Source organism: Bacillus sp. MN7755, assembly GCF_054771475.1.
On record NZ_BTRL01000008.1, the window covers coordinates 660,959 to 685,394 of the forward strand.

26 protein-coding genes are annotated in these 24,436 nt (G+C 35.8%); 24 read left to right on the forward strand and 2 right to left on the reverse strand.

Features of this window, described 5'->3' with window-relative positions; translation table 11 throughout:
* The first annotated feature begins 2 nt into the window (after nt 1-2).
* From ACYVEC_RS10535 to ACYVEC_RS10585, 11 genes are all read left to right on the forward strand, one after another.
* Entirely contained in the window at nt 3-1,007 is a 1,005-nt protein-coding gene (locus ACYVEC_RS10535) for a flagellar motor switch protein FliG (RefSeq protein WP_000883361.1), read from the forward strand.
* Nucleotides 994-1,683 carry a FliH/SctL family protein gene (locus tag ACYVEC_RS10540; protein ID WP_033660054.1) on the forward strand — a complete coding sequence of 230 codons (690 nt, stop codon included), beginning with the start codon at nt 994-996 and terminating at the stop codon, nt 1,681-1,683. Before ACYVEC_RS10535 ends, ACYVEC_RS10540 begins: the two co-directional genes overlap by 14 nt.
* Entirely contained in the window at nt 1,680-2,984 is a 1,305-nt protein-coding gene (gene fliI, locus ACYVEC_RS10545; protein ID WP_098557270.1) for a flagellar protein export ATPase FliI, read from the forward strand. Before ACYVEC_RS10540 ends, fliI begins: the two co-directional genes overlap by 4 nt.
* A gap of 116 nt (nt 2,985-3,100) precedes the next feature.
* Nucleotides 3,101-3,511 carry a cytoplasmic protein gene (locus ACYVEC_RS10550; RefSeq protein ID WP_098557272.1) on the forward strand — a complete coding sequence of 137 codons (411 nt, stop codon included), beginning with the start codon at nt 3,101-3,103 and terminating at the stop codon, nt 3,509-3,511.
* 10 nt (nt 3,512-3,521) lie between these two features.
* Nucleotides 3,522-4,631: a flagellar hook-length control protein FliK gene (locus tag ACYVEC_RS10555; RefSeq protein ID WP_142332889.1), complete on the forward strand. Its 1,110-nt coding sequence runs from the start codon at nt 3,522-3,524 to the stop codon at nt 4,629-4,631.
* Nucleotides 4,632-4,634: 3 nt separating this feature from the next.
* Complete coding sequence (locus ACYVEC_RS10560; RefSeq protein ID WP_098557275.1) at nt 4,635-5,207, forward strand: flagellar hook assembly protein FlgD; 573 nt, start codon at nt 4,635-4,637, stop codon at nt 5,205-5,207.
* Between the two features lie 21 nt (nt 5,208-5,228).
* The gene (gene flgE, locus ACYVEC_RS10565; RefSeq protein ID WP_098557276.1) at nt 5,229-6,542 is read left to right on the forward strand and encodes a flagellar hook protein FlgE; all 1,314 of its coding nucleotides are present in this window, start codon (nt 5,229-5,231) and stop codon (nt 6,540-6,542) included.
* Between the two features lie 49 nt (nt 6,543-6,591).
* A complete protein-coding gene (locus tag ACYVEC_RS10570) occupies nt 6,592-6,930 on the forward strand; it encodes a DUF3964 family protein (protein ID WP_000213336.1) in 339 nt (112 codons plus the stop codon).
* A gap of 262 nt (nt 6,931-7,192) precedes the next feature.
* Nucleotides 7,193-7,678: a LysR family transcriptional regulator gene (locus tag ACYVEC_RS10575; protein WP_098557277.1), complete on the forward strand. Its 486-nt coding sequence runs from the start codon at nt 7,193-7,195 to the stop codon at nt 7,676-7,678.
* Nucleotides 7,679-7,798: 120 nt separating this feature from the next.
* Nucleotides 7,799-8,707, forward strand: a complete 909-nt coding sequence (locus ACYVEC_RS10580) for a chemotaxis protein (protein ID WP_098557279.1) — start codon at nt 7,799-7,801, stop codon at nt 8,705-8,707.
* Nucleotides 8,708-9,519: 812 nt separating this feature from the next.
* Nucleotides 9,520-10,467 (forward strand): DNA-binding domain-containing protein, encoded by a 948-nt coding sequence (locus tag ACYVEC_RS10585; RefSeq protein WP_460506416.1) that lies wholly within the window; start codon nt 9,520-9,522, stop codon nt 10,465-10,467.
* 95 nt (nt 10,468-10,562) lie between these two features.
* On the opposite strand, the gene ACYVEC_RS10590 is transcribed toward ACYVEC_RS10585, so the two are convergent.
* Together ACYVEC_RS10590 and ACYVEC_RS10595 are read right to left on the reverse strand one after the other, a co-directional pair.
* Nucleotides 10,563-11,363: a flagellin N-terminal helical domain-containing protein gene (locus ACYVEC_RS10590; RefSeq protein WP_460506318.1), complete on the reverse strand. Its 801-nt coding sequence runs from the start codon at nt 11,361-11,363 to the stop codon at nt 10,563-10,565.
* 260 nt (nt 11,364-11,623) lie between these two features.
* Nucleotides 11,624-12,724, reverse strand: a complete 1,101-nt coding sequence (locus ACYVEC_RS10595) for a flagellin N-terminal helical domain-containing protein (protein ID WP_460506320.1) — start codon at nt 12,722-12,724, stop codon at nt 11,624-11,626.
* 256 nt (nt 12,725-12,980) lie between these two features.
* Here ACYVEC_RS10595 and ACYVEC_RS10600 point away from each other — a divergent pair, with 256 nt between their 5' ends.
* The 13 genes from ACYVEC_RS10600 to ACYVEC_RS10660 all read left to right on the forward strand — a co-directional run bounded on the left by ACYVEC_RS10600 (nt 12,981) and on the right by ACYVEC_RS10660 (nt 24,358).
* Entirely contained in the window at nt 12,981-13,766 is a 786-nt protein-coding gene (locus ACYVEC_RS10600; RefSeq protein WP_460506322.1) for a transglycosylase SLT domain-containing protein, read from the forward strand.
* Nucleotides 13,767-13,828: 62 nt separating this feature from the next.
* Nucleotides 13,829-14,053: a flagellar motor switch protein FliN gene (locus ACYVEC_RS10605; protein ID WP_000775712.1), complete on the forward strand. Its 225-nt coding sequence runs from the start codon at nt 13,829-13,831 to the stop codon at nt 14,051-14,053.
* Between the two features lie 14 nt (nt 14,054-14,067).
* The gene (gene fliM / locus ACYVEC_RS10610; RefSeq protein ID WP_460506324.1) at nt 14,068-15,054 is read left to right on the forward strand and encodes a flagellar motor switch protein FliM; all 987 of its coding nucleotides are present in this window, start codon (nt 14,068-14,070) and stop codon (nt 15,052-15,054) included.
* Between the two features lie 10 nt (nt 15,055-15,064).
* A complete protein-coding gene (fliN, locus tag ACYVEC_RS10615; protein WP_048543384.1) occupies nt 15,065-15,424 on the forward strand; it encodes a flagellar motor switch protein FliN in 360 nt (119 codons plus the stop codon).
* Nucleotides 15,425-15,436: 12 nt separating this feature from the next.
* Nucleotides 15,437-15,757 (forward strand): hypothetical protein, encoded by a 321-nt coding sequence (locus ACYVEC_RS10620; protein WP_000121176.1) that lies wholly within the window; start codon nt 15,437-15,439, stop codon nt 15,755-15,757.
* On the forward strand, nt 15,754-16,512 hold the full coding sequence (locus tag ACYVEC_RS10625) for a flagellar type III secretion system pore protein FliP (RefSeq protein WP_001220582.1): 759 nt from the start codon (nt 15,754-15,756) through the stop codon (nt 16,510-16,512). The genes ACYVEC_RS10620 and ACYVEC_RS10625 overlap by 4 nt, the downstream gene beginning before the upstream one ends.
* 33 nt (nt 16,513-16,545) lie before the next feature.
* Nucleotides 16,546-16,821, forward strand: coding sequence for a flagellar biosynthetic protein FliQ (locus ACYVEC_RS10630; protein WP_001098085.1), 276 nt, complete (start codon nt 16,546-16,548; stop codon nt 16,819-16,821).
* Between the two features lie 15 nt (nt 16,822-16,836).
* Nucleotides 16,837-17,598, forward strand: a complete 762-nt coding sequence (locus ACYVEC_RS10635) for a flagellar biosynthetic protein FliR (protein WP_001055716.1) — start codon at nt 16,837-16,839, stop codon at nt 17,596-17,598.
* A gap of 10 nt (nt 17,599-17,608) precedes the next feature.
* Nucleotides 17,609-18,655: a flagellar type III secretion system protein FlhB gene (flhB, locus tag ACYVEC_RS10640; RefSeq protein ID WP_001040116.1), complete on the forward strand. Its 1,047-nt coding sequence runs from the start codon at nt 17,609-17,611 to the stop codon at nt 18,653-18,655.
* A gap of 24 nt (nt 18,656-18,679) precedes the next feature.
* Complete coding sequence (flhA, locus tag ACYVEC_RS10645; protein ID WP_098555069.1) at nt 18,680-20,746, forward strand: flagellar biosynthesis protein FlhA; 2,067 nt, start codon at nt 18,680-18,682, stop codon at nt 20,744-20,746.
* Nucleotides 20,747-20,760: 14 nt separating this feature from the next.
* Nucleotides 20,761-22,077 carry a flagellar biosynthesis protein FlhF gene (gene flhF / locus ACYVEC_RS10650; RefSeq protein WP_098555071.1) on the forward strand — a complete coding sequence of 439 codons (1,317 nt, stop codon included), beginning with the start codon at nt 20,761-20,763 and terminating at the stop codon, nt 22,075-22,077.
* A gap of 42 nt (nt 22,078-22,119) precedes the next feature.
* Entirely contained in the window at nt 22,120-22,893 is a 774-nt protein-coding gene (locus ACYVEC_RS10655) for a flagellar basal-body rod protein FlgG (protein WP_098555072.1), read from the forward strand.
* A gap of 166 nt (nt 22,894-23,059) precedes the next feature.
* Nucleotides 23,060-24,358, forward strand: a complete 1,299-nt coding sequence (locus ACYVEC_RS10660) for an NtaA/DmoA family FMN-dependent monooxygenase (RefSeq protein WP_336448600.1) — start codon at nt 23,060-23,062, stop codon at nt 24,356-24,358.
* Nucleotides 24,359-24,436 lie beyond the last annotated feature (78 nt).

Consider the following 24,436-nt stretch of genomic DNA (forward strand, 5'->3'; position numbering starts at 1 on the left):
CGATGTTAGATGAAATCTCCTCCAAAGAAAAAGCTGCCATCCTTATTCGTACATTAGAAGAAGGGGTGGCAGCAAAAGTCATTGAATATATGACGGCTGAGGAAAAAGAAGTATTACTTCGTGAAATCGCGAAGTTTCGTGTATATAAACCGGAAACGCTAGAAAATGTACTAGGGGAGTTCTTGTATGAATTAAATGTAAAAGAATTAAACCTAGTGACTCCAGATAAAGAATATATTCGTCGCATATTTAAAAATATGCCAGAAGACGAACTAGAAAAATTATTGGAAGATCTTTGGTATAACAAAGATAATCCGTTTGAATTCTTAAATTCACTTACAGATTTAGAACCACTTCTTACTGTACTTAATGATGAGTCGCCACAAACGATTGCGATTATTGCTTCTTATATTAAACCACAGCTTGCTTCTCAATTAATTGAGAGATTACCAGATCATAAGCGAGTAGAAACGGTAATGGGGATTGCGAAGCTAGAGCAAGTTGATGGTGAATTAATAAATCAAATTGGTGATTTATTAAAATCAAAATTAAATAATATGGCATTTAATGCAATTAATAAAACGGATGGCTTGAAAACAATAGTAAACATTTTAAATAATGTTTCACGAGGTGTTGAAAAAACAGTCTTTCAAAAGCTGGATGAAATGGATTATGAGTTATCTGAGAAAATTAAAGAAAACATGTTTGTATTTGAAGATTTACTCGGACTTGAAGATCTTGCACTTCGTCGTGTATTAGAAGAAATTACAGATAACGGCGTTATTGCGAAAGCACTTAAAATTGCAAAAGAAGAAATTAAAGAGAAATTATTTACATGTATGTCTTCAAACCGTAAAGAGATGATTCTAGAAGAATTAGATGGCTTAGGACCGCTTAAGATGACGGATGCTGAAAAGGCACAGCAAACGATTACAGGCACAGTGAAAAAGCTAGAGAAGGAAGGAAGAATTATCGTTCAAAGAGGTGAAGATGATGTCCTTATTTAAAAACAGAATTCCGAAGAATTCTGTTTCTTTTTCTGAAGAAACGTATGAATTACAATTCCCAAAGCCAGCCGCAGTTCATATAGAAGAGGAAGAATTACAAGTTGATCATGCAGAACTTCGTGCGCAACAAGAATCGTTACATATGGAAATGAATCAGCTAAGGCAAGAACAGCAAACGCTAGAAAGAGAGCGTCAACAGCTATTGCAAGATAAAGAACAATTTCAAATGCATATTCATGAACAAATGGAACAGATGGAAGCAGCGCGTATGCAGTTTCAAAAAGAACAACAAGAAACAGCATATGAATGGACAGAATTATTATGGAATCAATCTTTTCATCTAGCAGAAAAAATCGTGAATCAAGCAGTAGATTCACGATTGCTTGATGTGTTACCCATTTTAACTGGTATCGTTCAAACGTTGCCTACTTCGTTTGAAAAATTAATCATTACCGTACACCCAGAAACATTTGAACGTATTCAAGAGGAGAAGGAAAATACGAAAGAGTATTGGTTGCTACAATTAGTAGAATGGAAATATGATTTCTCCTTACAGTTTGGTGAATTTGTTCTAGAAGAAGAGAAAGAGTTCTTTGAATTTAAATTTGCACCTATATTTGCGAAACTTCGCCAGAAATGGGAAGAAGAGAAGTTATTTGAGGAGCAAAATGTATGAATCGACTATTAATGAATGAAAACCAAAAATGGAATACATTTATTGAAACGCCGTTTTATACGAAAGTCGGTAAAGTTCATAGTGTACAAGAGCAGTTTTTTGTAGCGAAAGGGCCAAAGGCGAAAATCGGTGATGTTTGTCTCGTTGGAGAACATAGCGTCTTATGTGAAGTAATTGCAATTGAAAAAGAGAACAACATGTTACTTCCATTTGAACAAACAGAAAAAGTATGTTACGGAGATTCAGTTACACTAATTGCAGAAGATGTTGTTGTACCTCGTGGTAATCATTTACTCGGAAAAGTATTAAGTGCAAATGGCGAAGTACTAAATGAGGATGCAGAGAATATTCCATTACAAAAAATAAAACTAGATGCCCCGCCTATTCATGCATTTGAACGTGAAGAAATTACCGATGTATTTGAAACAGGAATCAAATCAATTGATTCTATGCTAACAATTGGGAGCGGTCAAAAGATTGGTATTTTTGCTGGTTCTGGTGTTGGTAAATCTACTTTACTCGGAATGATTGCGAAAAACGCAAAAGCTGACATAAATGTTATTAGTTTAGTAGGAGAACGTGGCCGAGAAGTAAAAGACTTTATTCGAAAAGAATTAGGTGAAGAAGGAATGCGAAAAAGCGTCGTTGTTGTAGCGACGTCAGATGAAAGTCACCTAATGCAACTTCGTGCAGCGAAGCTTGCGACATCTATTGCTGAATATTTCCGTGATCAAGGTAATAATGTACTACTTATGATGGACTCTGTTACTCGTTTTGCTGATGCGCGTAGAAGTGTTGATATTGCTGTTAAAGAGTTGCCAATCGGTGGTAAAACACTCTTAATGGAAAGTTATATGAAGAAGCTGTTAGAGCGCTCTGGGAAAACACAAAAGGGGTCTATAACAGGTATATATACTGTACTCGTTGATGGGGATGATCTAAACGGACCTGTACCAGATTTAGCACGTGGTATTTTAGATGGGCATATTGTATTAAAGCGTGAACTTGCAACGCTCAGTCATTACCCTGCCATTTCAGTGTTAGATTCAGTAAGTAGGATTATGGAAGAAATCGTGTCATCTAACCATTGGCAACTTGCAAATGAAATGAGAAAAATCTTATCTGTTTATAAAGAAAATGAATTGTATTTTAAATTAGGGACAATTCAAGAAAATGCAGAAAATGCTTATATTTTTGAATGTAAAAACAAAGTAGAAGGTATAAATACGTTTTTAAAACAAGGTCGATCTGATAGTTTCCAATTTGATGATATTGTTGAAGCGATGCACCATATCGTATAAGACCTCTGCCCAAGAGGTCTTATTTTTTTGTTTTTTAATATTTCACAGATTTTTTTGGAAAAAAACTATATAATAGAAAAAGAGAGCGTTATAATAGGAAGGGGCTGTTAAAACAGGTGGATAAGCAGCAGTACAACACGATAAAATTGCAAATAAATCAAGAAAAAGAACAGATTTTGAAAGAAGTGTATGAATTAACAGCTGAAAAAAGAAAAATAGAACAAAAAAAAGAATATGATTTATATGTAGTAAAATCGCGTAGTAAAGTCGTACAAACTGGGCAACGTATAATGGCTGGTATGCTTTCCTCACATACGTTTTCACCTGAAAGAATAGAAGAATGGAATCGGAAAATTAAAAAAACGGAAGATTTTATTCGAAAAAATGAAAGCCTTTTAGAGCAAGTAAAAGAAAAAGAACGTGTCATTGATGAGATGTATCAAGAAGATTGTAAAAAGCTTGCTAAAGTACGAGAAAAGCAGGAAGAAAAAATGCTTCTTGATTTGAAAATGTGTATGAATGGATGAGGTGAATATAGTGATACAGTCTGTATTACCGGTGCAACAAAGTTTACCTCCGCAAAAAGAAAAAGGGCTAGAAGTACAATCAAAAAGTGAAGATTCTTCATTCGATCGTACGATGAGAATGGAAAATAAAAAGCAGCCGAAAACGGAGAAAATGAAACAAGAAGAAGCACCAAAAGAAGAAAAAAAAGAATATATTCTTTCTAAACAATCAGTAACGAAAGAAGAGCCAATTGTAAAGAAAGAAGAAAAAAAAGAAACAGAACAGTTACTATTAGCTGTATCTGAGCAAATGGTTGCAATTGAGCAATTACGTGTGCAACCGGAATTGTTATATCAATACATACAAAAAATACAAGAGCTATATAAAGAATATGGGAATATAAAACTTAACGAATTACCCGCCAATGAATTACAACAGTTGCAAGAGCTTCTTTCAAATATGAATATCAAAAATGCTATATGTTTAGAAGATACAATGCAAATGGCATTAGATAAAGTGAAGATGCCGGAACAATTGATGCAAGTATTGAAAGTCGTAGAAACAGAGACTTGTAATATTGCAAAGAAACAAGAAGAGTCTAAAGATGTAGATCTTCCGACAGTTGAGAGCGATGATGTAAAGATAGAGTTGCCGGAAGGTGATGTGTTAAACGATTCGAGTTCAACGGGTGCGGAGTTGCTAAATAAAGCAACGGGTACGGATCAAATAGGGAAATCAAATAGTGGCGCTGAGAAAGTTTCATTGCCTGATTTAGGAAAGAAAATGGAAGCGCAAGTAGAAGCATTGCAAAAATTTGTAGTGAAACAAGAGCGTGTTTTATTTCAGTTAAACCCAGAAAAACTTGGTACATTAACAGTGTTTATGAAAAAACATGGAGATCAAATTGATGTTCACGTAGAAATGGAAAAACATGATGCGAAAAAACGTGTTGAAATCATTTTTGATGAATTGAGATTAAAATTAAAAGAAAAAGAAATCAATATTCAAATTAGCTATTCAGATAAAGATGAAAACCGTAAAGAACAGCGAGAACAAGAACAAAGGCAAAAACAGAAATTAGCAAATACAAAACATGAGAAACAACATGCAAAAGAATTTGCGGGGTTATTGGAGGAATAAAGCGTGCCAACAGTTGGATTAAATACAACGAGTACAAATCATATTCCGTTACAAGCAGGAGCACAAACAAAAAACACATCTGTTACTGGCGCACAGTCATCAGCTCAACAAGCAAACGGAGTATCAGCAAGTACTCAAAAAACACCCGGTATTATGGATAAAGATGATTTCCTGAAACTTTTTTTAGCAAGCTTTCAACATCAAGACCCGTTTAATGCAATGGATATGAACCAAATGATGAACCAAACAGCACAGCTATCTCTTATGGAGCAAGTACAGAATATGACGAAAGCAGTAGATAAACTGCAATCAACAATGTATTCGACAGCTCTTGATGGAGGGATGAAGTTTTTAGGAAAGTACGTTAGAGGTGTAAGCAATAATGGAAAGCAAGTGACTGGTCAAGTGGAAACAGTTCGACTTGCCGAAAATAACGATGTGCAACTTATTGTTGATAATCAAGTTATCTCACTTCGTTTCATAGAAAGGGTTTCTGATAAACCAATAACAGAAACTAATCCAGAAGATGAGAAGAAAGATGATATAGAAAAAAATGAAGAGGTTAAGCAAGATTAATAAAAGGAGTGTACAAAGGTTATGATTAAAGCGTTATATACAAGTATTACAGGGATGAATGCAGCACAAAATGCATTAAGTGTTACTTCAAATAATATTGCAAATGCACAAACAGTTGGATATAAAAAGCAAAAGGCTATTTTTGATGATTTGCTATATAATAATACGGTTGGTTCACGTGGTGATGGTGCTTATGCTGGTACGAATCCAAAAAGTATTGGTAACGGTGTAAAGTTCAGTGGGACATCTACAGATTTTAGTGATGGTTCTATTACTTTAACTAGTGATAAGATGGAGACAGCGATAGAAGGAAACGGTTTGTTTTTAGTTGGTGATCGTAACGGTGGAAATGTAGAGTATACGAGAAAAGGGTCTTTCGGTGTATCGAAAGATAACTATGTTACAACTACAGGTGGACAGTATGTGCTAGGTTATGGTGTGAAAACAGGAACACAAGAAATAGATTTTTCTTCACGACCAGGCCCAATTCATATTCCGATGGGATCAGCTGTTGGTGGGATTCAAACAGATAAAGCGACAATAGGGGGAAACCTTCCTAGAAACCAAAATGCATTATCTCACGAATTCACAGTTTTTGATGCAGAAGGAAACTCGTTAACGTTACGTGTAAATATTAAGCAAAAGACTACAAAAGAGACTGTAGATGGTAAAGAAGTTGAAAAGCCAGTGCCAGGCGAATATACATATACAGTTTCTGTAAGGAATGATTCTAAAAACGAAAAAGAATTTAAGCCTGTCGAAGGCATGACGGGCGAAAAAAATCTTAAATTTGATACATTAGGAAATTTAAAGGAGACAGATGAGGCTGTACAAAAAGATCCAGTAACGGGTGAAATTACTAAAGGTGGATCTGTTCAAATTCCTTTTGGTAGTGGTCTAACACTTGATTTAAGCGGATTAACAAATTATCCGACAGGGAAAACTATTTCTACCACAGAAGTAACGGGGCGCCCAGCTGCAATTGCAAATGACTATTCTATTTCTGACGGTGGTTTCGTTATGATGAAATATTCAGATGGTAGTATGAAAGTTGTAGGACAACTAGCTGTAGCTACATTCCCGAATTCAGGTGGATTAATGAAAACAGGGAATGGAAATTACGTTGCGACACCATCAGCGGGTATTCCAGGAATAGGTGTTGCTGGTGAGAATGGTGCAGGTAATGTGCGAGGGTCAGCAAAAGAAAGTTCAAATGTAGATTTATCTGTAGAATTTGTTGATTTAATGCTTTATCAACGTGGATTCCAAGGAAATGCGAAAGTAATTAAAGTGTCAGATGAAGTATTAAATGAAGTTGTAAACTTAATTCGATAATATATTATAAAGTGAAATTGTAATGTAGTAGAAAGGGTTTTTTATTCGTATGACGACAAGACAAGAGCGAATTTTACAATTGCCTTTTTTCGAAAATAAACGTGAACTTGCTGAGCAAGTGTTAAAAATGGAACGAGAAGAGCATATATATTTACCTGATCAATTTGAAATTAAGCAAGTACCTCCATATTCATTTGGCGAAAAGCAATCAATCATTGGCCGTATTCATGAGTTTTATTTCGTAAGTGTTGGTAGCGAAGGAGAATGGAAGTATCAACTGTTTAAGGACGAGATGAAGTGCCGTGAGTTTTTTATTACACTATCAGGTATAACGGATCAGCAGATTGCATTTTGGTTCAATAACATCGAGTTATTGAAAAGCTCTTAAAAAGCTTTTAAAAGCCCTTTTTTAGGTTTTGAGGGAGGATCTGGCGGTATGTGGTAGCGGTCAGTGCCTATGAGGATGCTCGACCGATGTGTAAGAACAGAGATACGGAGAGCTACTAGAGTAGTTTGAGAAGTTGTAAGTGAAGTGGAGTTGCAAAAATGGATCTATGGAAGGTTACTGGGATGGTTAATCGTTTTATGGCAGACCAGTGCCTTCCGATAGTATGTGACAATAGATTTCTATAAAAGGAGAGGTGAGGAGGATGGCGCAGAATAAGTATCGCGTTACATTCATTTCGCCAAGTGAGGTTGAGCAACGGACTGTAATGGCGGCGAGTAGTTTGCCGTATTTAATTCGTAAAGTAGAGAGTATTATTGCAGATCCGAACGGTTATTTTGTAAATGATAAAAAAAATAATTGCTATTTTAAAGTGATTAAAGAAAATATTACATTTATTCAATATGAGTTACTATTTTCGGATAAGGAAATTCATATTGAAAAATTAAAACATATAGCACCAGCTATATTGAAACAATTATTTAAAAAAATAAATGATCCAGAATTATATGCACTTGCGCTACTTGATGTTGATATAGCGACGAAAGAATATGTGCTAGAAGAAATGGATTCGGAGCTAAGAATAAGAGTAGAAACGGAGCTTTCGAAAAAGTGGGAAGCAATGCCGACAGAAATTGTAGGAGCACAAGAAGTGTTATTAGAGACACTTGCTTCTTTTATACAAGATTAAGCGTCTTTTAAAATAAATCGTTCAACTATCTATATTTTTCATATAGGTAGTTGACTTTTTCGGTTTAGTAAAGCTTAATAATTAGATATACGGAATTAATGGAAGGGGAGCGACACCTTTATGTCACAAGCACAAAGTATTTTATTAGAAAGCGGAACAAATGAATTAGAGATTGTTACATATACTGTTGGTGAAAACCTATTTAGTATTAACGTAATGAAAGTACGTGAAATCATTAATCCATTCCCTGTTACAACTGTGCCAGAATCTCATCATGCAGTTGAAGGTGTTGTACAAGTACGTGGTGAAATTTTACCTGTTATTAACTTAGCGACAGCTCTTAATTTAAAATCGACAAAGTCACTTGATCAAACAAAATTTATTATTTCAGAATTAAATCAAATGAAAGTTATTTTCCGTGTTGATGAAGTGCATCGTATTCAACGTATTTCTTGGGAACAAATTGATGAACCAGCTTCATTGTCTATGGGACTAGAAGAAACGACATCTGGTATTGTAAAACTAGATGGGCAAATCATTTTGCTATTAGATTATGAAAAAATTGTATGTGAAATTAGCGGTACTGGTTATGACAATAAATCACTTGCAGGATTAGAACAGAAAACAGATCGAGCTGAAAAAGTGATTTATATTGCAGAAGATTCAGCGATGCTCCGCCAAATATTAGAAGAAACATTATCATCAGCTGGATATACGAAGATGAATTTCTTCAGCAATGGTGCAGAAGCATTAGCGCAAATTGAAAAATTAGCGAAAGAGCAAGGGGAAAAAATGTTTGAACATATTCACTTGCTAATTACGGATATTGAAATGCCGAAAATGGATGGACATCATTTAACGAAAGTTGTTAAGGATAGTGAAGTAATGAATTGTTTACCGGTCATTATTTTCTCTTCATTAATTACAAATGAATTATTCCATAAAGGCGAAGCTGTAGGAGCAAATGCTCAAGTAAGTAAGCCAGATATTCAAGAGTTAATTGGTTTAGTTGATAAGTTAGTGCTGTAAAAAACGTTTTGAAAAGTTTTATTAGCTGGAATAGAAGCTCTAACCATGCGTAGAGCGATCAGTGCCTAATAGAGCCCTATGCGATGTGAGACCAGAGATATGAAATGAAGCCGTTTTGGGTAAAAGTAGGAAGTGGTATACCGAGAGAGTTTGAGAAGAACCGGTGTACAGTTACATTCTATTTATCAAGAATAGAGTAGCTAGCCATGCGTGGTGGCGGTCAGTACCTAATAGAGCCCCATGCGATGTGAGACCGGATATATGGAGTGGTTTTAGGTCAGTAGAAGAAAAGAGCCTTTGAATGAGGGTTTGAAGAACTGATATACAACTCTATTTTTTTTAGTAGGGAGGAGGGAACTAGCCACGTGTAAGTAGTACGGGCTAGTTCCTTTTTTGCATTCTATACTCTGCTGTACAGGTAGAAAGATTAAACATTTCTGGAGTGTTTATGGCTGTATGAATAGTCTCTACTTCGAGATTTTCAATTCGTTTAATGAATAAATAGCGAGCTTATTTATTTGAAAATATAAGAGAGCGTATGTTTGGAATATGCTAGTAAGGTTGCGTAGTAACGCAAACTTTTTCGGTGAAAATATATCTGAAATACCATATGATATAATTAATATGTAATTATACATATTAATTAAAAATAATTTTTCCATTTCTATACTTTCTATACATTTTTGTATGTTTAATATTTGACAGATAATTTCGAAATGTTATAATATGGATATGAAAAAATTGCTATTTTCTAAAAAGACATGGGAGTCAGATGAGAATTGTGAAAGGATGAGGGGGGAGTGGCACAGATTATGTATCACCACACAGCAATCAATGTATTAAATCTTTTGCAAAACATGTCAAATAATAAAATGAACGATGTGCAACTAGAAGGGGAATTAAAAAAAATAGAGAAACAATTCCGAGTAGAGTATGAAGAATTAGTTGATTTATATAATAGAATGGTATTATTTCAAATAGATATCGAAAAACATGGCGGGATACGGGCTTATGAAAAATCTACAATTACATGGCTGAAGTCTGAGCTAGAGTTACTGTATGAAGTGTATCAATTTTCCCAACGTCACGGTTTAAACATTATTAATATTTCAAAATATGTTAGTAAAAAAGAACTAAATCTTTTTCCAAAAACAGCAAGTCAATTACAAAATACATATTACAAATTAAAAAAATGTGAAATACCGTTTGAAAATATTGAAAAACAAAAACCAGGACGAAAGCGAAAATATAAACCTGTAAAAGAACCGATTGTTGAGATGAAAAAAGAAAACAAGCAAGAGTTAAGAGGAGAAGTTCAAAATACGGAGGGTGAAAAAAACCTTGTAACAGTTATATCTGGCATTGTTGATAATTTTGAAACGATTAGCCAGTGTAGTGAAAGAAAAGAGCATGAACTACATCAGTTTATGGAAGGAATCTATAAGCTTTCTAGCATGGCTGCAGAGCGTTCAAAAGATGAAAAGAATGCTCGTGGTCTCGAAGGCGAATTACATGTATTACGAGCTGAAAATGAAAGGATCAAGCGAGAAAAGGAAGAGCTTGTTCATGATATAAAAGAAATGACGCATCATTTAATTCATTTCATTACGAGTTCTGATATCGATCAAATTCGCACATTACCTTTCTTCGTAAAAGAATGTAAACAAGATTTGCATAAATTAGGGTTATATAACGCACAAGACGGTAAAATGAAAATTATGGTTGATCGTAGTGGGCAGGTTATGACTGTAACGCAGTAATAAAATTTGGGTACAAAATAAAAGGGAGATACATAGTGTATATGTATTTCCCTTTTGTTTTGTATGGAATCGTTTCAAAGAAGGAAGATGATTTTTTAAGATTGTAGCAACTTGGAAAGCATTTGCGGTATTTGATTTGCTTGTGAAACCATACTAAGTGCAACTTCAGTTAACAATTTAAACTTTAAAAAATCGCTCATTTCCTGCGCCATATCCGCATCTTCAATTCGAGATGCAGCATCTGTTAGGGCCATACTTTGGCTATTTAAATTTTCAATATTAAACTGTAAACGATTCATCATAGCCCCAAGATTCGCACGATGAAGTGATACATTTTGTAAAGCCTCTTCAATTTTACGAATTGCAGCTCTTGCTTCTTGTTCTGTTGAAATCTTGATGTCATGTTGTGTAGGGGAAGGAGGAATATGTTTCGTCATATTTACTGTATGACCGATATCGTCTAATGTAACAGGACGTTTTTGGCCATCGAACACGGATAAATCATTAAATTCAGTCGTCTCGCCAATATAGCCAATTTGTTCTGTTAAAGACTGAAACTCTTTATTTAGTGTATCACGGTTTTGATTTGAATTTGTACCGTTCGCAGATTGAACGGCCAAATCACGCATACGCTGCAAAATATTCATCACAGTTTGAAGAGCAGCTTCTGCCGTGCGAAGCATCGATATCGCATCCTCATTATTACGAATTGCCACACGCATACCACTGGCTCTCGCATGCATACGAGTCACAATTGCAATATTAGCGGGATTATCCGAAGCGTGGTTCAACTTCTTACCAGTCGCCAAATGCTCCATCGCAACATTCATATGTTTCTCATTTTCATACAACGACTGCCTAGCATTCATACTCAAAACATTCGTACCAATACGCATAATAGACACTCCTTATAGATTGATATAGTCGGTATCTCTTAATCTAATAATCAGTTATGGAAGGGTAAGGGGGCTTATGCTTATTTACTGTTTTTGTTTTAACGTAGGAGGGGATCATGATAAGCACTGACCGCTTCTACGCATCGCGGATACTCTCTTCCGCATAAAAAAGAAAGCTTTTATAAATAATCTATCTATATAGAAAAAATAAACCTCTCCGCAAGCAGAGAGGTTTATTCAGGAAACTAGCTCAAAATGGCTTATTGTAATAATTTAGAAACCATTTGTGGAGTTTGGTTTGCTTGAGAAAGCATGCTGATACCAGCTTCGTTCAAGATTTTGAACTTAGTCATTTCAGACATTTCTTTCGCCATGTCAGCGTCTTCGATTTGAGAAGCAGCTGAAGCCATACTTGAAGATTGGCTCTTAAGGTTGTTTACGTTAAAGTCTAAGCGGTTTAATGTAGCACCTAGAGTTGCACGGTTGTCGGCAACTGTTGTTAGAGCTTTATCAATTGCTTCGACAGCTGCTAAAGCATTTGCTTTGTCAGCTGCAGCTGTTGCTGTAGGAAGTGTAGCAGCATTTAAAGCATCTTTAATAGCTGTAATACCAGCATCTGTCTCATTTGCTTTACCCTCTTGGAAACCATTAAGAGCATCTTCTATATCTTTAGCTTGTCCTGCATCCATACCAGGTTTAATGTTAGTAAGAGCATCTTTAATAGCTTTGATATCCGTCGTAATAGTAGAACTAGTTTTTAAATTAGCAATTCCATTTGTTACAGCATCAAGGTCTTTTTGATCAATTACAGGAGCTGTAGCGCCACCAGCACTACCGATTGCAATTTTATCGATTCCTAATTTTTCAAGAGTAACTGCTTTTAAATTAATACCAATTTGTTGATCAGCGCTACTTGAATCAAGTGTTTGAATCTTAACTTCGCTATCTTCTTTTAATAAGTTCTTATCGTTAAATTGAGTATTGTCTGCAATGTAAGTGATTTGTTTTTGTAATTCAACAAATTCTTTTTGTAGTGCAGATTTGTTTGAATCAGTGTTTGTACCGTTAGCTGATTGGTTAGCAATGTCACGCATACGAAGTAAGATGTTAGATACTGAGTTCATTGCAGAGTCAGCTGTACGGATTAATGACATACCGTCTTGTGTGTTATTAGCTGCAACACCTAATCCACTTTCACGTGCACGCATACGAGTTGCGATTGCAAGACCTGCTGCATCGTCAGAAGCGTTGTTGATACGTTTACCGCTTGATAAACGGTCCATAGAATTGCTCATTTTTGATTGGTTTTGACGCATGTATTCTTGCGTACGTAAACTGTTAATGTTTGTATTAATTCTCATGTTAAGAACCTCCATTTTTTTATATTGACTTTTCTGCAAATTGAAAAACGGTAATATGCGAAAAAATCAATTTCGAGATTTATTGTAATCCCTGTCATAGCGGGTGTCAACTAAAAATTCGAATTAATAAATATAAAAAAATAACAGTTTAACAATATATTCATTTTTTTATTACAATATTATTAAAAGGATTATTGCAAACTTTAAAAAAAAACTCTAATATTAGATTATCTTTGTTTACCGAAAAGGTGATATTATGATAGTTGGAAATATAGTAAAAGAAGTGCTTGCATATAAGAAAGGACAAATTCAGCAAAAGCTAAGTAGTCCACAAGCATTCGTTAGTAGTCGTTTTCAAGAGAAGTTGCAGAGTGAACCTGCGAAGGAGACGAAGGGTACTACGCAGCCGGCAAAGGTAGAGGATATGAGTCAGCCGGTACAATCTACGAAAATAGAAACGGTCGTTAATAAACCGGAAGAATCTATTAATAAAGTAGAGGAAACGAGTAAGCCTGAAGAAAAGGCTGAAACGAAGAACGTAGATGAAGTGCAAGTCGCACAAAAAGAGTTTGAACGACGTTTCCCAGAAACGAAAAATGAGGCTGCTGATACGTGGGGATTAACGAAGAAGTATAATATTCAAAAAATACGTTCTTACAATGAGGGGAAGTATGAGGATATTATTGATCGCACTAGCCGTACATACGGAATTCCGAAAACGTTAATTCAAAAAATGATTGAAGTAGAGTCTAATTTTAATCCGAAAACGGTGTCACATGCAGGTGCGATGGGACTTATGCAGCTTATGCCAGCGAATGTGAAAGAGATGGGTATAAAAAATCCATTTTCACCAGCTGAAAGTATTGAAGGCGGCGTGAAAGAGTTAAGCGGTTATTTAAAGAAAAATAACGGCGATCTCGTATTAGCGCTTGCATCTTATAATGCAGGTCCTGGTAATGTGAGAAAGTACGGAGGCGTACCACCATTTAAAGAAACGCAAGGATATATTAAAAAAATATTAAATATCGACGTTTCAAAATAAGAAGTTTCATATATAGAGAGAACATGAAATTTTCGTGAACATGATATGGGAGTTGGCTAGATTTGAAATTACAAGATGATATTCCGTTAACAATTTATTTTGAAATTGGAAATACGAAAAAGAAAATTGAAGATTTGCTTCATATTACGAAAGGTACATTGTATCGTCTTGAAAATTCAACGAAAAATACGGTGCGTCTTATGCTTGAGAATGAAGAGATTGGAACCGGAAAGATTTTGACGAAGAATGGAAAGATGTACGTTGAAATCGTTGAATTGAAAAGGTAGGGAAGGGGATTGTCATGAGTGGCGAAAAATTAAGCCAAGAGCAAATTGATGCCCTGCTGAAGGCGGTAAATGAAGGCGAGGAAATGCCAGCTTTCGCACAAGAAGCAGGAAAGCAAGAGAAATTTCAAGAGTATGATTTTAATAGACCGGAGAAGTTCGGTGTTGAGCATTTACGTAGCTTGCAAGCAATTGCTTCTACATTTGGTAAACAGACGTCACAGACGTTGTCAGCGCGTATGCGTATTCCGATTGAGTTAGAGCCTTCAACGGTTGAGCAAGTTCCATTTACGAGTGAGTATGTGGAGAAAATGCCGAAAGATTATTATTTATATTGCGTTATTGATCTTGGCCTCCCGGAGCTTGGAGAAATTGTCATTGAGATTGATTTAGCGTTCGTTATTTATATTCATGAATGTTGGCTTGGTGGAGATAGTAAGCGTAACTTTACGATGCGTAGACCACTTACCGCATTTGAGTTTTTAACACTGGATAATATTTTTATGCTCCTTTGCAAAAATTTAGAGCAATCATTTGAAAGCGTTGTTGCGATTGAACCAAAATTTGTAACGACGGAGACAGATCCGAATGCATTAAAGATTACGACAGCAAGTGATATTATTTCATTATTGAATGTAAATATGAAAACAGAGTTTTGGGATACGACGGTGCGCATCGGAATTCCGTTCTTATCTGTTGAAGAAATTATGGATAAGTTAACATCTGAAAATATTGTCGAACATTCTTCGGATAAACGTAAGAAGTATACTTCTGAAGTGGAAGTGAAAGTAAATCAAGTGTATAAAACTGTTCACGTTGCAATTGGTGAGCAGAAGATGACAATGGGTGAGATTGAACAAATTGAAGAAGGCGATATTATTCCGCTTCATACGAAAGTTTCAGATGAATTAATTGGTTATGTAGATGGAAAGCATAAATTTAATTGCTTTATTGGAAAAGATGGAACGCGTAAGGCGCTCCTATTTAAAAGTTTTGTAGAGTAGGAGGATCCATATGAAACATGAAGTATCTCCTGTGTCATTAATGGGATTAGAAGAATTTGCAGGAAAGCGAAATGAAGCGGGTAAAGCACATATTGATACTGTTTCGGATATTTCGATTGAACTTGGTGTAAAGCTTGGGAAGTCATCTATTACACTCGGTGATGTGAAAGAGTTAAAAGTGGGCGATGTTCTTGAAGTAGAGAAAAACTTAGGACATAAAGTAGATGTGTATTTAAGTAATATGAAAGTCGGCATTGGGGAAGCGATCGTAATGGACGAGAAGTTCGGTATTATCATTTCTGAAATTGAAGCTGACAAGAAGCAAGCTGCGCTTATGAAAGCGCAAAGTCAAATGCAAGATAAAGAGTAGAGGAGGAGTCATATGTCGTATATGACGACCTTATTTCAAGTCGTTTTACTATTTGGTGCGCTCGGCTACGGTGCATATTATATGACGAAAAAGACGCGCAAGCAGCAGTTTTTTAAACAAGGTGAAAATGGCCACATTCAAGTGAAGGACGGCGTTTATTTAAATCATCAAACGAGCGCCTTTTTATTTGAAGTAGACGGCAAGCAAGTGTTCACTGTTATTAGTAATAACGGTGTACAATCAGTGCAATTAACAGGAACAGGAAATCAGTTTCAACAAGCGCTAGAAGACGCGGTGAAGAGTGAAACGAAAAAAGTAGAGGATCCATCATGAGAATAAAGAAACAGTTATCATTATTAGCCGTTATTTTCGTATTTTCTATCGTTTTTTCAATTATTTTTGTAAATCCAGCGTATGCGGCCCCGAACGGTTTTATTAATTTCGAAAATGGAAAAGAGTTTACGAGTAATTCAAGTGTACAGCTATTTGCGCTCGTTACCCTTTTATCATTATCTTCTTCTATCGTTCTATTATTTACACATTTTACTTATTTTATGATCGTTCTTGGAATTACACGTCAAGGACTTGGGGTAATGAATTTACCACCGAACCAAGTACTTGTTGGACTTGCATTATTTTTATCACTCTTTACGATGCAGCCTGTACTTGGGCAGCTAAAGAGCGATGTGTGGGATCCGATGACGAAAGAGAAAATAACAGTAAGTCAAGCTGCGGAAACGACAGCTCCAATTATGAAAGAGTATATGTCAAAGCATACGTATAAGCATGATTTAAAAATGATGTTGAAAGTACGTGGAGAAGAGTTGCCGAAAGATTTAAAAGATCTTTCCTTATTTACGCTCGTACCATCCTTTACGTTAACACAAATCCAAAAAGGATTATTAACGGGGATGTTCATTTATTTAGCGTTTGTATTTATAGATTTGATTATTAGTACACTGTTAATGTACCTCGGGATGATGATGGTACCGCCGATGATTTTAAGTTTACCGTTTAAAATACTCGTTTTCGTATATTTAGGTGGATATACAAAAATCGTCGACATTATGTTTAAAACGGTCGCCTGAAGCGTTTGATGCTATGTGATAGGAGTCATATAAATGAATACGTCACCAATTATAGATATTTTTCAAACCTTTTTTTATAAAGGGGTTATGATTTTAATGCCGGTTGCCGGCGTAAGTATGATTGTCGTTATTATCATCGCTGTCATTATGGCGATGATGCAAATTCAAGAGCAAACGCTGACTTTTTTACCGAAAATGGCGAGTATTGTGCTCGTTATTATCATTTTAGGTCCGTGGATGTTTCAAGAGTTAACGACGCTCATTTTAGATTTATTTGATAAAATCCCATCGCTATTGCGTTCGTACTAAGATAGGTGGAATGAAATGAATATGGAATTATGGGCGGCGACGTTTTTTGCGTTTTGCCGCATTACTTCATTTTTATATTTTTTACCGTTTTTCTCAGGTCGATCCATTCCAGCAATGGCGAAGGTTACAGTTGGACTTGCTCTTTCCATTACAGTGGCCGATCAAGTTGATGTCTCTCACATAAAGACAACTTGGGACGTGGCAGCTTATGCAGGTACGCAAATTGTAATTGGATTATCGCTTTCAAAAATTGTAGAAATGTTGTGGAACATTCCAAAAATGGCAGGGCATATTTTAGACTTTGATATCGGTTTATCACAGGCAAGTTTGTTTGATGTAAATGCAGGCTCACAGTCTACGTTACTTTCAACTATTTTTGATATATTTTTCCTCATTATTTTTATTTCACTTGGCGGCATTAATTATTTCGTTGCCACGATTTTAAAGTCGTTTCAATATACAGAGGCGATTTCAAAATTGCTGACGACTAGTTTTTTAGATAGTCTACTCGCAACGTTATTATTTGCGATCACATCAGCGGTTGAAATTGCTCTTCCGCTAATGGGAAGTTTGTTCATCATTAACTTTGTTCTTATATTAATCGCAAAAAACGCTCCGCAATTAAACGTTTTTATGAATGCGTATGTCATTAAAATTACATGTGGTATTTTGTTTATTGCGATGAGTGTACCGATGCTCGGTTATGTGTTTAAAAACATGACGGATGTATTGCTTGAGGAATATACGAAACTATTTAACTTTTTCTTAACGAAGTAGGGGGACGCGCATGGCAAAGGATAATAAAACAGAAAAGGCCACCCCGCAGAAGCGTAAAAAATCGCGTGAAGAAGGGAATATTGCCCGGAGTAAAGATTTAAATAACTTGTTTTCCATACTTGTATTAGCAGTTGTCGTTTACTTTTTCGGAGATTGGCTCGGTTATGAGATTGCAAACTCTGTAGCGGTGTTGTTTGATCAAATTGGAAAAAACACAGATTCTACCGAGTATTTTTATTTAATGGGTATTTTATTACTAAAAGTATCAGCTCCGATATTAATACTCGTATACGCTTTTCATTTATTTAATTATATGATTCAAGTCGGTTTCTTATTTTCTTCTAAAGTCATTAAGCCGAAAGCGTCACGTATTAACCCAAAAAACTATTTTACGAGATTGTTTAGTCGTAAAAGTTTAGTAGATATTTTGAAATCCCTATTTTATATGGGATTAATTGGTTATGTTGCTTACGTTCTCTTTAAAAAGAATTTAGAGAAAATCGTTAGTATGATTGGATTTAACTGGACTGCGTCACTTACTGAAATTATTAGGCAAATTAAATTTATCTTCTTAGCAATTTTAATTATTTTAATCGTTCTTTCTATTATTGATTTCATTTATCAAAAATGGGAGTATGAACAAGATATTAAGATGAAAAAAGAAGAAGTAAAACAAGAGCATAAAGATAATGAAGGAGACCCACAAGTAAAGGGGAAACGAAAAAACTTTATGCATGCGATTTTGCAAGGAACAATTGCGAAGAAGATGGATGGTGCAACGTTTATTGTAAACAACCCGACTCATATTTCGGTTGTACTTCGTTACAATAAACAAGTTGATGCAGCTCCAATTGTCGTTGCAAAAGGGGAAGATGAGCTCGCATTATACATACGAACGCTTGCCCGTGAACAAGAAATACCAATGGTGGAAAACCGTCCGCTTGCTCGTTCTTTATATTATCAAGTCGAGGAAGATGAGACGATTCCAGAAGATTTATACGTAGCTGTAATTGAAGTTATGCGCTATTTAATTCAAACGAATGAACTTGAAGTATAATAGCGCGGTTGGAGGAGATCTCTTGTGTTTAAGATAGATTCTGCAAGAACCTATTTTTCTATCTTTCTAGCAGCGTCATTCGTAGTGGCGCTCTTAATTCCACTTCCACCATTTATACTTGATATCGTTATCGTTTTTTTACTAAGTATGTCAGTGCTTATTTATATGCGAGCAACAAGTATTAACGAGTGGGATGAATTAAAGTCATTTCCGACGATGCTGTTATTAATCGGGATTTTCCGCGTATCGATTAACGTATCGACGACGCGAGCGATTTTGACAGATGGAAATGCGGGGCATGTTATTGAAGAGTTCGGTCAGTTTGTTATTGGCGGGAACTTATTAATTGGTATCGTTATTTTCATAGTATTAATCATATTCCAGTTTATCGTTGCAAACGGTGCATCTCGTACAGCTGAAGTTGCAGCTCGTTTTACACTTGATTCTTTACCGGGGAAACAAATGTCGATCGATGCGGATTTAAACCAGCGTATTATTACTGAAAAAGATGCACAGGCAAAACGAAAAAAATTAAATATGGAAACAGAGTTTTACGGAGCGATGGATGGTGCCGGAAAGTTCATTAAAGGGGACGTTATTTTCGGGATTGTCATTTTATTCGTAAACATTATTTTCGGTTTAATTGTCGGGATGATGCAGCAGGGCATGAGTTTTGCTGAAGCAGCTATTCACTATACACAGCTAACTGTCGGTGACGGAATCGTAAACCAAATCGGTTCGTTAATGCTTGCGATTTCAACAGGTATTATCGTAACACGTGTATTTGATGGTTCAGCGGATACAGTAACAGAAGGTATCTTTAAAGAGTTATTAGCACATGAAGTTGTTGTATATGCGCTTGGTGGTTTATTTATTGCGATGGGTATTTTCACTCCGCTACCATTTCTACCGTTTGCTCTTGTTGGTGGAACAATTATTTTCTTAGGAATTCGTAATAAAAACCGAATAAAGAAAGAAAAAGAAGACGAGCTTCAAAAAGAATTAGAAATGATTCAAGGCGAAGATGAGCAACTGCAACAAGTGGAAGATTCATTCGGAGTATTTACAGATAAATATCCAATTATAGTAGAACTCGGTTTAGATTTAGCAGCACTTGTAAAGCAGAAGATTAACGGGGAAACAGCTCGTGATAAAGTTGTCCTTATGAGGAAGTCGATTATTACCGACCTTGGTATTAACGTTCCTGGCATTAACTTTAAAGATAATACGAGTTTTAGACCACGCGGACGTTACATTATTCGTATTAAAGGTGCGAAGGCAGCTGAAGGTGTTTTAAAATCAGGTTATTTATTAGCATTGAAGACACCGAATGTAATGGCCGATTTAGATGCAGAACCAGCGAAAGATCCAATTTTCGGTGAAGATGGATATTGGATTTTAGAGCATATGGTACAAGATGCACAAATGAAAGGCTATCAAGTATTAGAGCCGCTTAGCATATTAATTACACATTTAGATGTTGTCGTTAGACGTAATCTTCATGAGTTAATTCAGCGTCAACATGTAAAAGACTTAATTAACTCGCTTGAAAATGATAACGGTGTTTTATTAGAAGAGATTAAGAAGAAAGAAATCGACTTATCACTCGTTCAAAATGTTATTAAACAATTGCTAAAAGAGGGTATTTCTATTCGTGATTTACCAACTATTATCGAAGGTATTATTGACGGAAAAGAAATTTATCAAAATCATGTAGACGGTGTAACGTCATTCGTCCGTGAATGTATTTCAAAAGTGATTTGTGAAAATGCAAAAAATCCTGACGGTAAAATTTATGCGGCGCTCTTCTCAGATTCAATCGAGTTAGATGCGGATGTTGTAAATAATTCATACCAAGGTTACTTATTAAACTGGGATTTAGATTTAGAAACACGTGTTGTTGAACAAGTACAGCGTGTCTTTAAACAAGCCCGATTAATGGGAAGAGAACCAGTGTTATTAACGCGTAGAAAAGATTTCAGGTTTGCGATTGTAAGACTTCTTGAGCGTTATCAAATAGAAGCACAAGTACTTTGTATTAGCGAATTAGCACCAGAAATTGTTGTAGATCAAATTGCCTATATTGAATAGTAGGGGGTGAAGTAATGGAAAGTACAGAAAAGAAAGAAGCGTTAATGCGAATAAAAGCAGCTTCGAAAAATGAATTGTATCGAAAGTTATTTGACCAATATGGTACAGATTATTATTACGTTGTCGATGAAAGTGTAAAACGAAATATCCCGTTTTTTTGGAAAAAGAATTATGAAATGTTAGTTGCGTTTCCAGAGGATAAACAGGAAGAAGTGAACGAAGGCGCTACTCAATTTCATGAACAATTAATGGATGTTGTGAATGATCCTTCAGAACAAATTGAGAAGGCGTATGGAATTCAATCGGTACTGCACAATTTAGAAAACGTGACGACTTCTATGTCATACGCGGCGATGCAAACTGGAAATAGTGAAGAATGGACGAGAAAGAAAGAGAAACTATTAAAGTTGTTTGAAAAAGGAATCGTCGTTGTGAAACAGACGGAAGAAACGAAAGAAACGAAAGTAACGAAAAAGCAAAACGCTGTGAAGAAAGTTGTTCCGGTCAAGAAAGAAGAAGTTGTCAAAATAGAAAAGCAAGAATCTGTACCGTTTATTATTCAAAAAGTAATTCGTATGCTAGAGCAAAACGATGTAGAACAATACTTCATTCATGCATATGCTGAAAAGTTAAAAGTGAAGTTTGAGAATGCAACGATGATTACAGAAGAAGAAGTGATCGAATATATATTGGAAGATATGAGATCTCATTTCAATACGGAAAACGTATTTGAAAAAGAAGTGCAAACAATTGCATTAATCGGTCCGACTGGTGTTGGAAAAACGACAACACTTGCGAAAATGGCATGGCAGTTTCACGGTAAGAAAAAAACGGTTGGCTTTATTACGACAGACCATTCGCGCATTGGGACAGTGCAGCAACTGCAAGATTACGTAAAGACAATTGGATTTGAAGTAATCGCTGTACGTGATGAAGCTGCAATGACAAGAGCACTTACGTATTTTAAAGAAGAAGCGCGCGTCGATTATATTTTAATTGATACCGCCGGAAAAAATTATCGTGCGTCAGAAACAGTGGAAGAAATGATTGAAACGATGGGACAAGTAGAGCCAGATTATATTTGTTTAACGTTATCAGCTTCGATGAAAAGTAAAGATATGATTGAAATCATTACGAACTTTAAAGATATTCATATTGATGGAATCGTATTTACAAAATTTGATGAAACGGCAAGTAGTGGTGAATTATTAAAAATTCCAGCAGTATCATCAGCTCCAATTGTATTAATGACAGACGGACAAGACGTGAAGCAACATATACATATCGCTACAGCTGAACATTTAGCAAAACAAATGTTGCAAACATCATAGAAAAGAGGTGAAGGATAAGGCAACTGCCTTATTCAAACGAGTATGAACGGTCTTTATATAGGTTCTATGGGTATGATGAATTACATGCAGCGTATTAATGTTCATTCAAATAACGTTGCAAATGCTCAAACGACAGGATTTAAAGCAGAAAATATGACTTCTAAAGTATTTGATGTACAAGACACATATCGCCGCGGAGATGGGGCTGTGACAAATATCGGTTCGGTCGATTACGCTGTAGTACCAGCCGCAACGCATGTGAACTTAGTACAAGGAAATATACAAATGACAAATAGTGATACAGATTTCTTTTTAGATGATGGAACTGCTGGCACAGCTTCGTTTTTCGTTACATCTAAAAATAATGAAACGTTTTTAACGAGAGACGGTAGTTTTACATTAAATAGTGATCGTTATTTACAAACAACTTCAGGAGCTTTCGTAATGGGAGAGAATAATGAACGTATTCGTATTCCAGAAGGAGCAAAAGTAGCTGTACAAGCAGACGGTACGTTATATGATGCTGTAACACAAAATAATATTGCCCGCCTGCAAACAAAAACAGTAGGTGCAGAAGCGAATAATCGTCTCGTACAAAGAGAGAACAAAAGCTTTACACTAGCAGAAGGAAACATTGCTGATTTACCGAACGGAGTAGGGACAGTAAAAAATTATATGCTAGAAAATTCAAATGTAGATATGACGAAAGAGATGGCTGATCTTATGACAGATCAAAAAATGATTTCAGCGTCACAACGCGTTATGACTTCATTTGATAAAATTTATGAAAAAGAAGCGAATGAAATATTGAGATAGAGACTTCCGTTAGCGGAAGTCTTTTTTTATTGCTTTTATTACAGTTACATCATAAAATGATATTGATAATCATTATCATTTTATCCATTTCTATAAGAATGGAATTTCATAATGATAGCAATATTTGTTTAACTAGGTGAATTAAAAGTAAGGGGAAGGTGTGTATATGTCTACAAAGAAACAACTTTGCATTGGGTTATGTTTAATTTCTAGAAAGAAAGAGCAAGAGAGTGAGTTTAATTCGGGAATTGCTGAACAAGTAGAGTTAGCGAAACAGGCAGAAAAGGCTAAGTTAGATTTTGTTTTTAAAGCAGATTATTTAGTGGCGCACCCAGATTTAATTGCCCGTAATAAGGGGAATGTCATTTTAGATCCGACGTTACTGTTTACCGCTATTGCGTACGCAACAGAAAAAATTGGAGTCGTGACGACTGCTTCAACCTCGTTTTATCCACCATATATATTAGCAAGGCAATTACAATCTTTGAACTGGATTAGTAACGGCCGAGTAGGTTGGAATATTGTTACATCCATTGATGGTGCAGAAAATTTTGGTGAGACAGAGATGCCGCCATCTGAAGAGCGATACGCGAAGGCAGCAGAATGTACAGCGTTAGTAAAAAAACTTTGGAGGAGCCATCCCTATGAAGTTTTGAAGATAGATAACGCTGACGTAATTAGAGATATTGTACAGCCAATTGAGCATCGTGGCGAGCATTTTGAGGTAAAAGGTCCACTTAATATTCCGCAGCATAGGTCAGGGGAAATGCCATTATTCCAAGCTGGTGCTTCAGAAGCTGGCCGGAATTTTGCTGCTTCTGTTGCGGATGCAATTTTTGCTGCAACGCCGGATGTAGAGTCAGGAATGGAACTGCGTCAAGATTTAAGAAGAAGAGCAAAGCAGCATGGCCGTAACCAAGATGATATACGCGTATTGCCTGGATTATATTTCTTTATAGGTGATACATATGAAGAAGCGTTAGAAATGCATAGGCAAGCTCATCAACATCTCACAAAAGAGAAGAGATATGCGTTACTTGAAATGGTTCTCGGATTAAACGCTAGAGGGCTTCCACTAGAAAGTAAAATTACGGAAGAGATGCTGCCAAGTCGAGATCAAGCTGTTCGCAGTAAAACACATGCCGAATTATTACGGAACTACATTATTAAAAATGAACCAACTGTTGAACAAATACTAGAACGACCAGAAGTTGTTGGATCGGCTCATTGGGTTGCAGTTGGTACACCACAAGACGTTGCGAAGCAAATTATGGATAGGTTTGAGGCAGGGGCGTTAGACGGATTTATCGCCATTCCAGGAGGATCTCCAAAGTCATTGGATCTATTCTTAAGTAGGGTCATTCCTTTATTCGTGAAAGCAGGTGTATTTAGGGAAGAGTATACAGGTTCTACTTTACGCGAACATTTGGAGGGAAATACATCAAAAACATTGCAGTTAAAATAACAGGATACGTATAAAAAGCCTTTCATAAGAAGGCTTTTTATTTTTTGTTTAAATTTCAGAATTATCAATTGACTTTGA

Excerpts from the sequence above, each read along its gene's own strand:
- ACYVEC_RS10535 (WP_000883361.1), top strand. The coding sequence starts at position 3 with ATGTTAGATGAAATCTCCTCCAAAGAAAAAGCTGCCATCCTTATTCGT.
- ACYVEC_RS10540 (WP_033660054.1), top strand. The coding sequence starts at position 994 with ATGTCCTTATTTAAAAACAGAATTCCGAAGAATTCTGTTTCTTTTTCT.
- fliI (WP_098557270.1), top strand. The coding sequence starts at position 1,680 with ATGAATCGACTATTAATGAATGAAAACCAAAAATGGAATACATTTATT.
- flgE (WP_098557276.1), top strand. The coding sequence starts at position 5,229 with ATGATTAAAGCGTTATATACAAGTATTACAGGGATGAATGCAGCACAA.
- ACYVEC_RS10570 (WP_000213336.1), top strand. The coding sequence starts at position 6,592 with ATGACGACAAGACAAGAGCGAATTTTACAATTGCCTTTTTTCGAAAAT.
- ACYVEC_RS10575 (WP_098557277.1), top strand. The coding sequence starts at position 7,193 with ATGGCGCAGAATAAGTATCGCGTTACATTCATTTCGCCAAGTGAGGTT.
- ACYVEC_RS10580 (WP_098557279.1), top strand. The coding sequence starts at position 7,799 with ATGTCACAAGCACAAAGTATTTTATTAGAAAGCGGAACAAATGAATTA.
- ACYVEC_RS10585 (WP_460506416.1), top strand. The coding sequence starts at position 9,520 with ATGTATCACCACACAGCAATCAATGTATTAAATCTTTTGCAAAACATG.
- ACYVEC_RS10590 (WP_460506318.1), bottom strand. The coding sequence starts at position 11,363 with ATGCGTATTGGTACGAATGTTTTGAGTATGAATGCTAGGCAGTCGTTG.
- ACYVEC_RS10595 (WP_460506320.1), bottom strand. The coding sequence starts at position 12,724 with ATGAGAATTAATACAAACATTAACAGTTTACGTACGCAAGAATACATG.
- ACYVEC_RS10600 (WP_460506322.1), top strand. The coding sequence starts at position 12,981 with ATGATAGTTGGAAATATAGTAAAAGAAGTGCTTGCATATAAGAAAGGA.
- fliM (WP_460506324.1), top strand. The coding sequence starts at position 14,068 with ATGAGTGGCGAAAAATTAAGCCAAGAGCAAATTGATGCCCTGCTGAAG.
- fliN (WP_048543384.1), top strand. The coding sequence starts at position 15,065 with ATGAAACATGAAGTATCTCCTGTGTCATTAATGGGATTAGAAGAATTT.
- ACYVEC_RS10620 (WP_000121176.1), top strand. The coding sequence starts at position 15,437 with ATGTCGTATATGACGACCTTATTTCAAGTCGTTTTACTATTTGGTGCG.
- ACYVEC_RS10625 (WP_001220582.1), top strand. The coding sequence starts at position 15,754 with ATGAGAATAAAGAAACAGTTATCATTATTAGCCGTTATTTTCGTATTT.
- ACYVEC_RS10630 (WP_001098085.1), top strand. The coding sequence starts at position 16,546 with ATGAATACGTCACCAATTATAGATATTTTTCAAACCTTTTTTTATAAA.
- ACYVEC_RS10635 (WP_001055716.1), top strand. The coding sequence starts at position 16,837 with ATGAATATGGAATTATGGGCGGCGACGTTTTTTGCGTTTTGCCGCATT.
- flhB (WP_001040116.1), top strand. The coding sequence starts at position 17,609 with ATGGCAAAGGATAATAAAACAGAAAAGGCCACCCCGCAGAAGCGTAAA.
- flhF (WP_098555071.1), top strand. The coding sequence starts at position 20,761 with ATGGAAAGTACAGAAAAGAAAGAAGCGTTAATGCGAATAAAAGCAGCT.
- ACYVEC_RS10655 (WP_098555072.1), top strand. The coding sequence starts at position 22,120 with ATGAACGGTCTTTATATAGGTTCTATGGGTATGATGAATTACATGCAG.
- ACYVEC_RS10660 (WP_336448600.1), top strand. The coding sequence starts at position 23,060 with ATGTCTACAAAGAAACAACTTTGCATTGGGTTATGTTTAATTTCTAGA.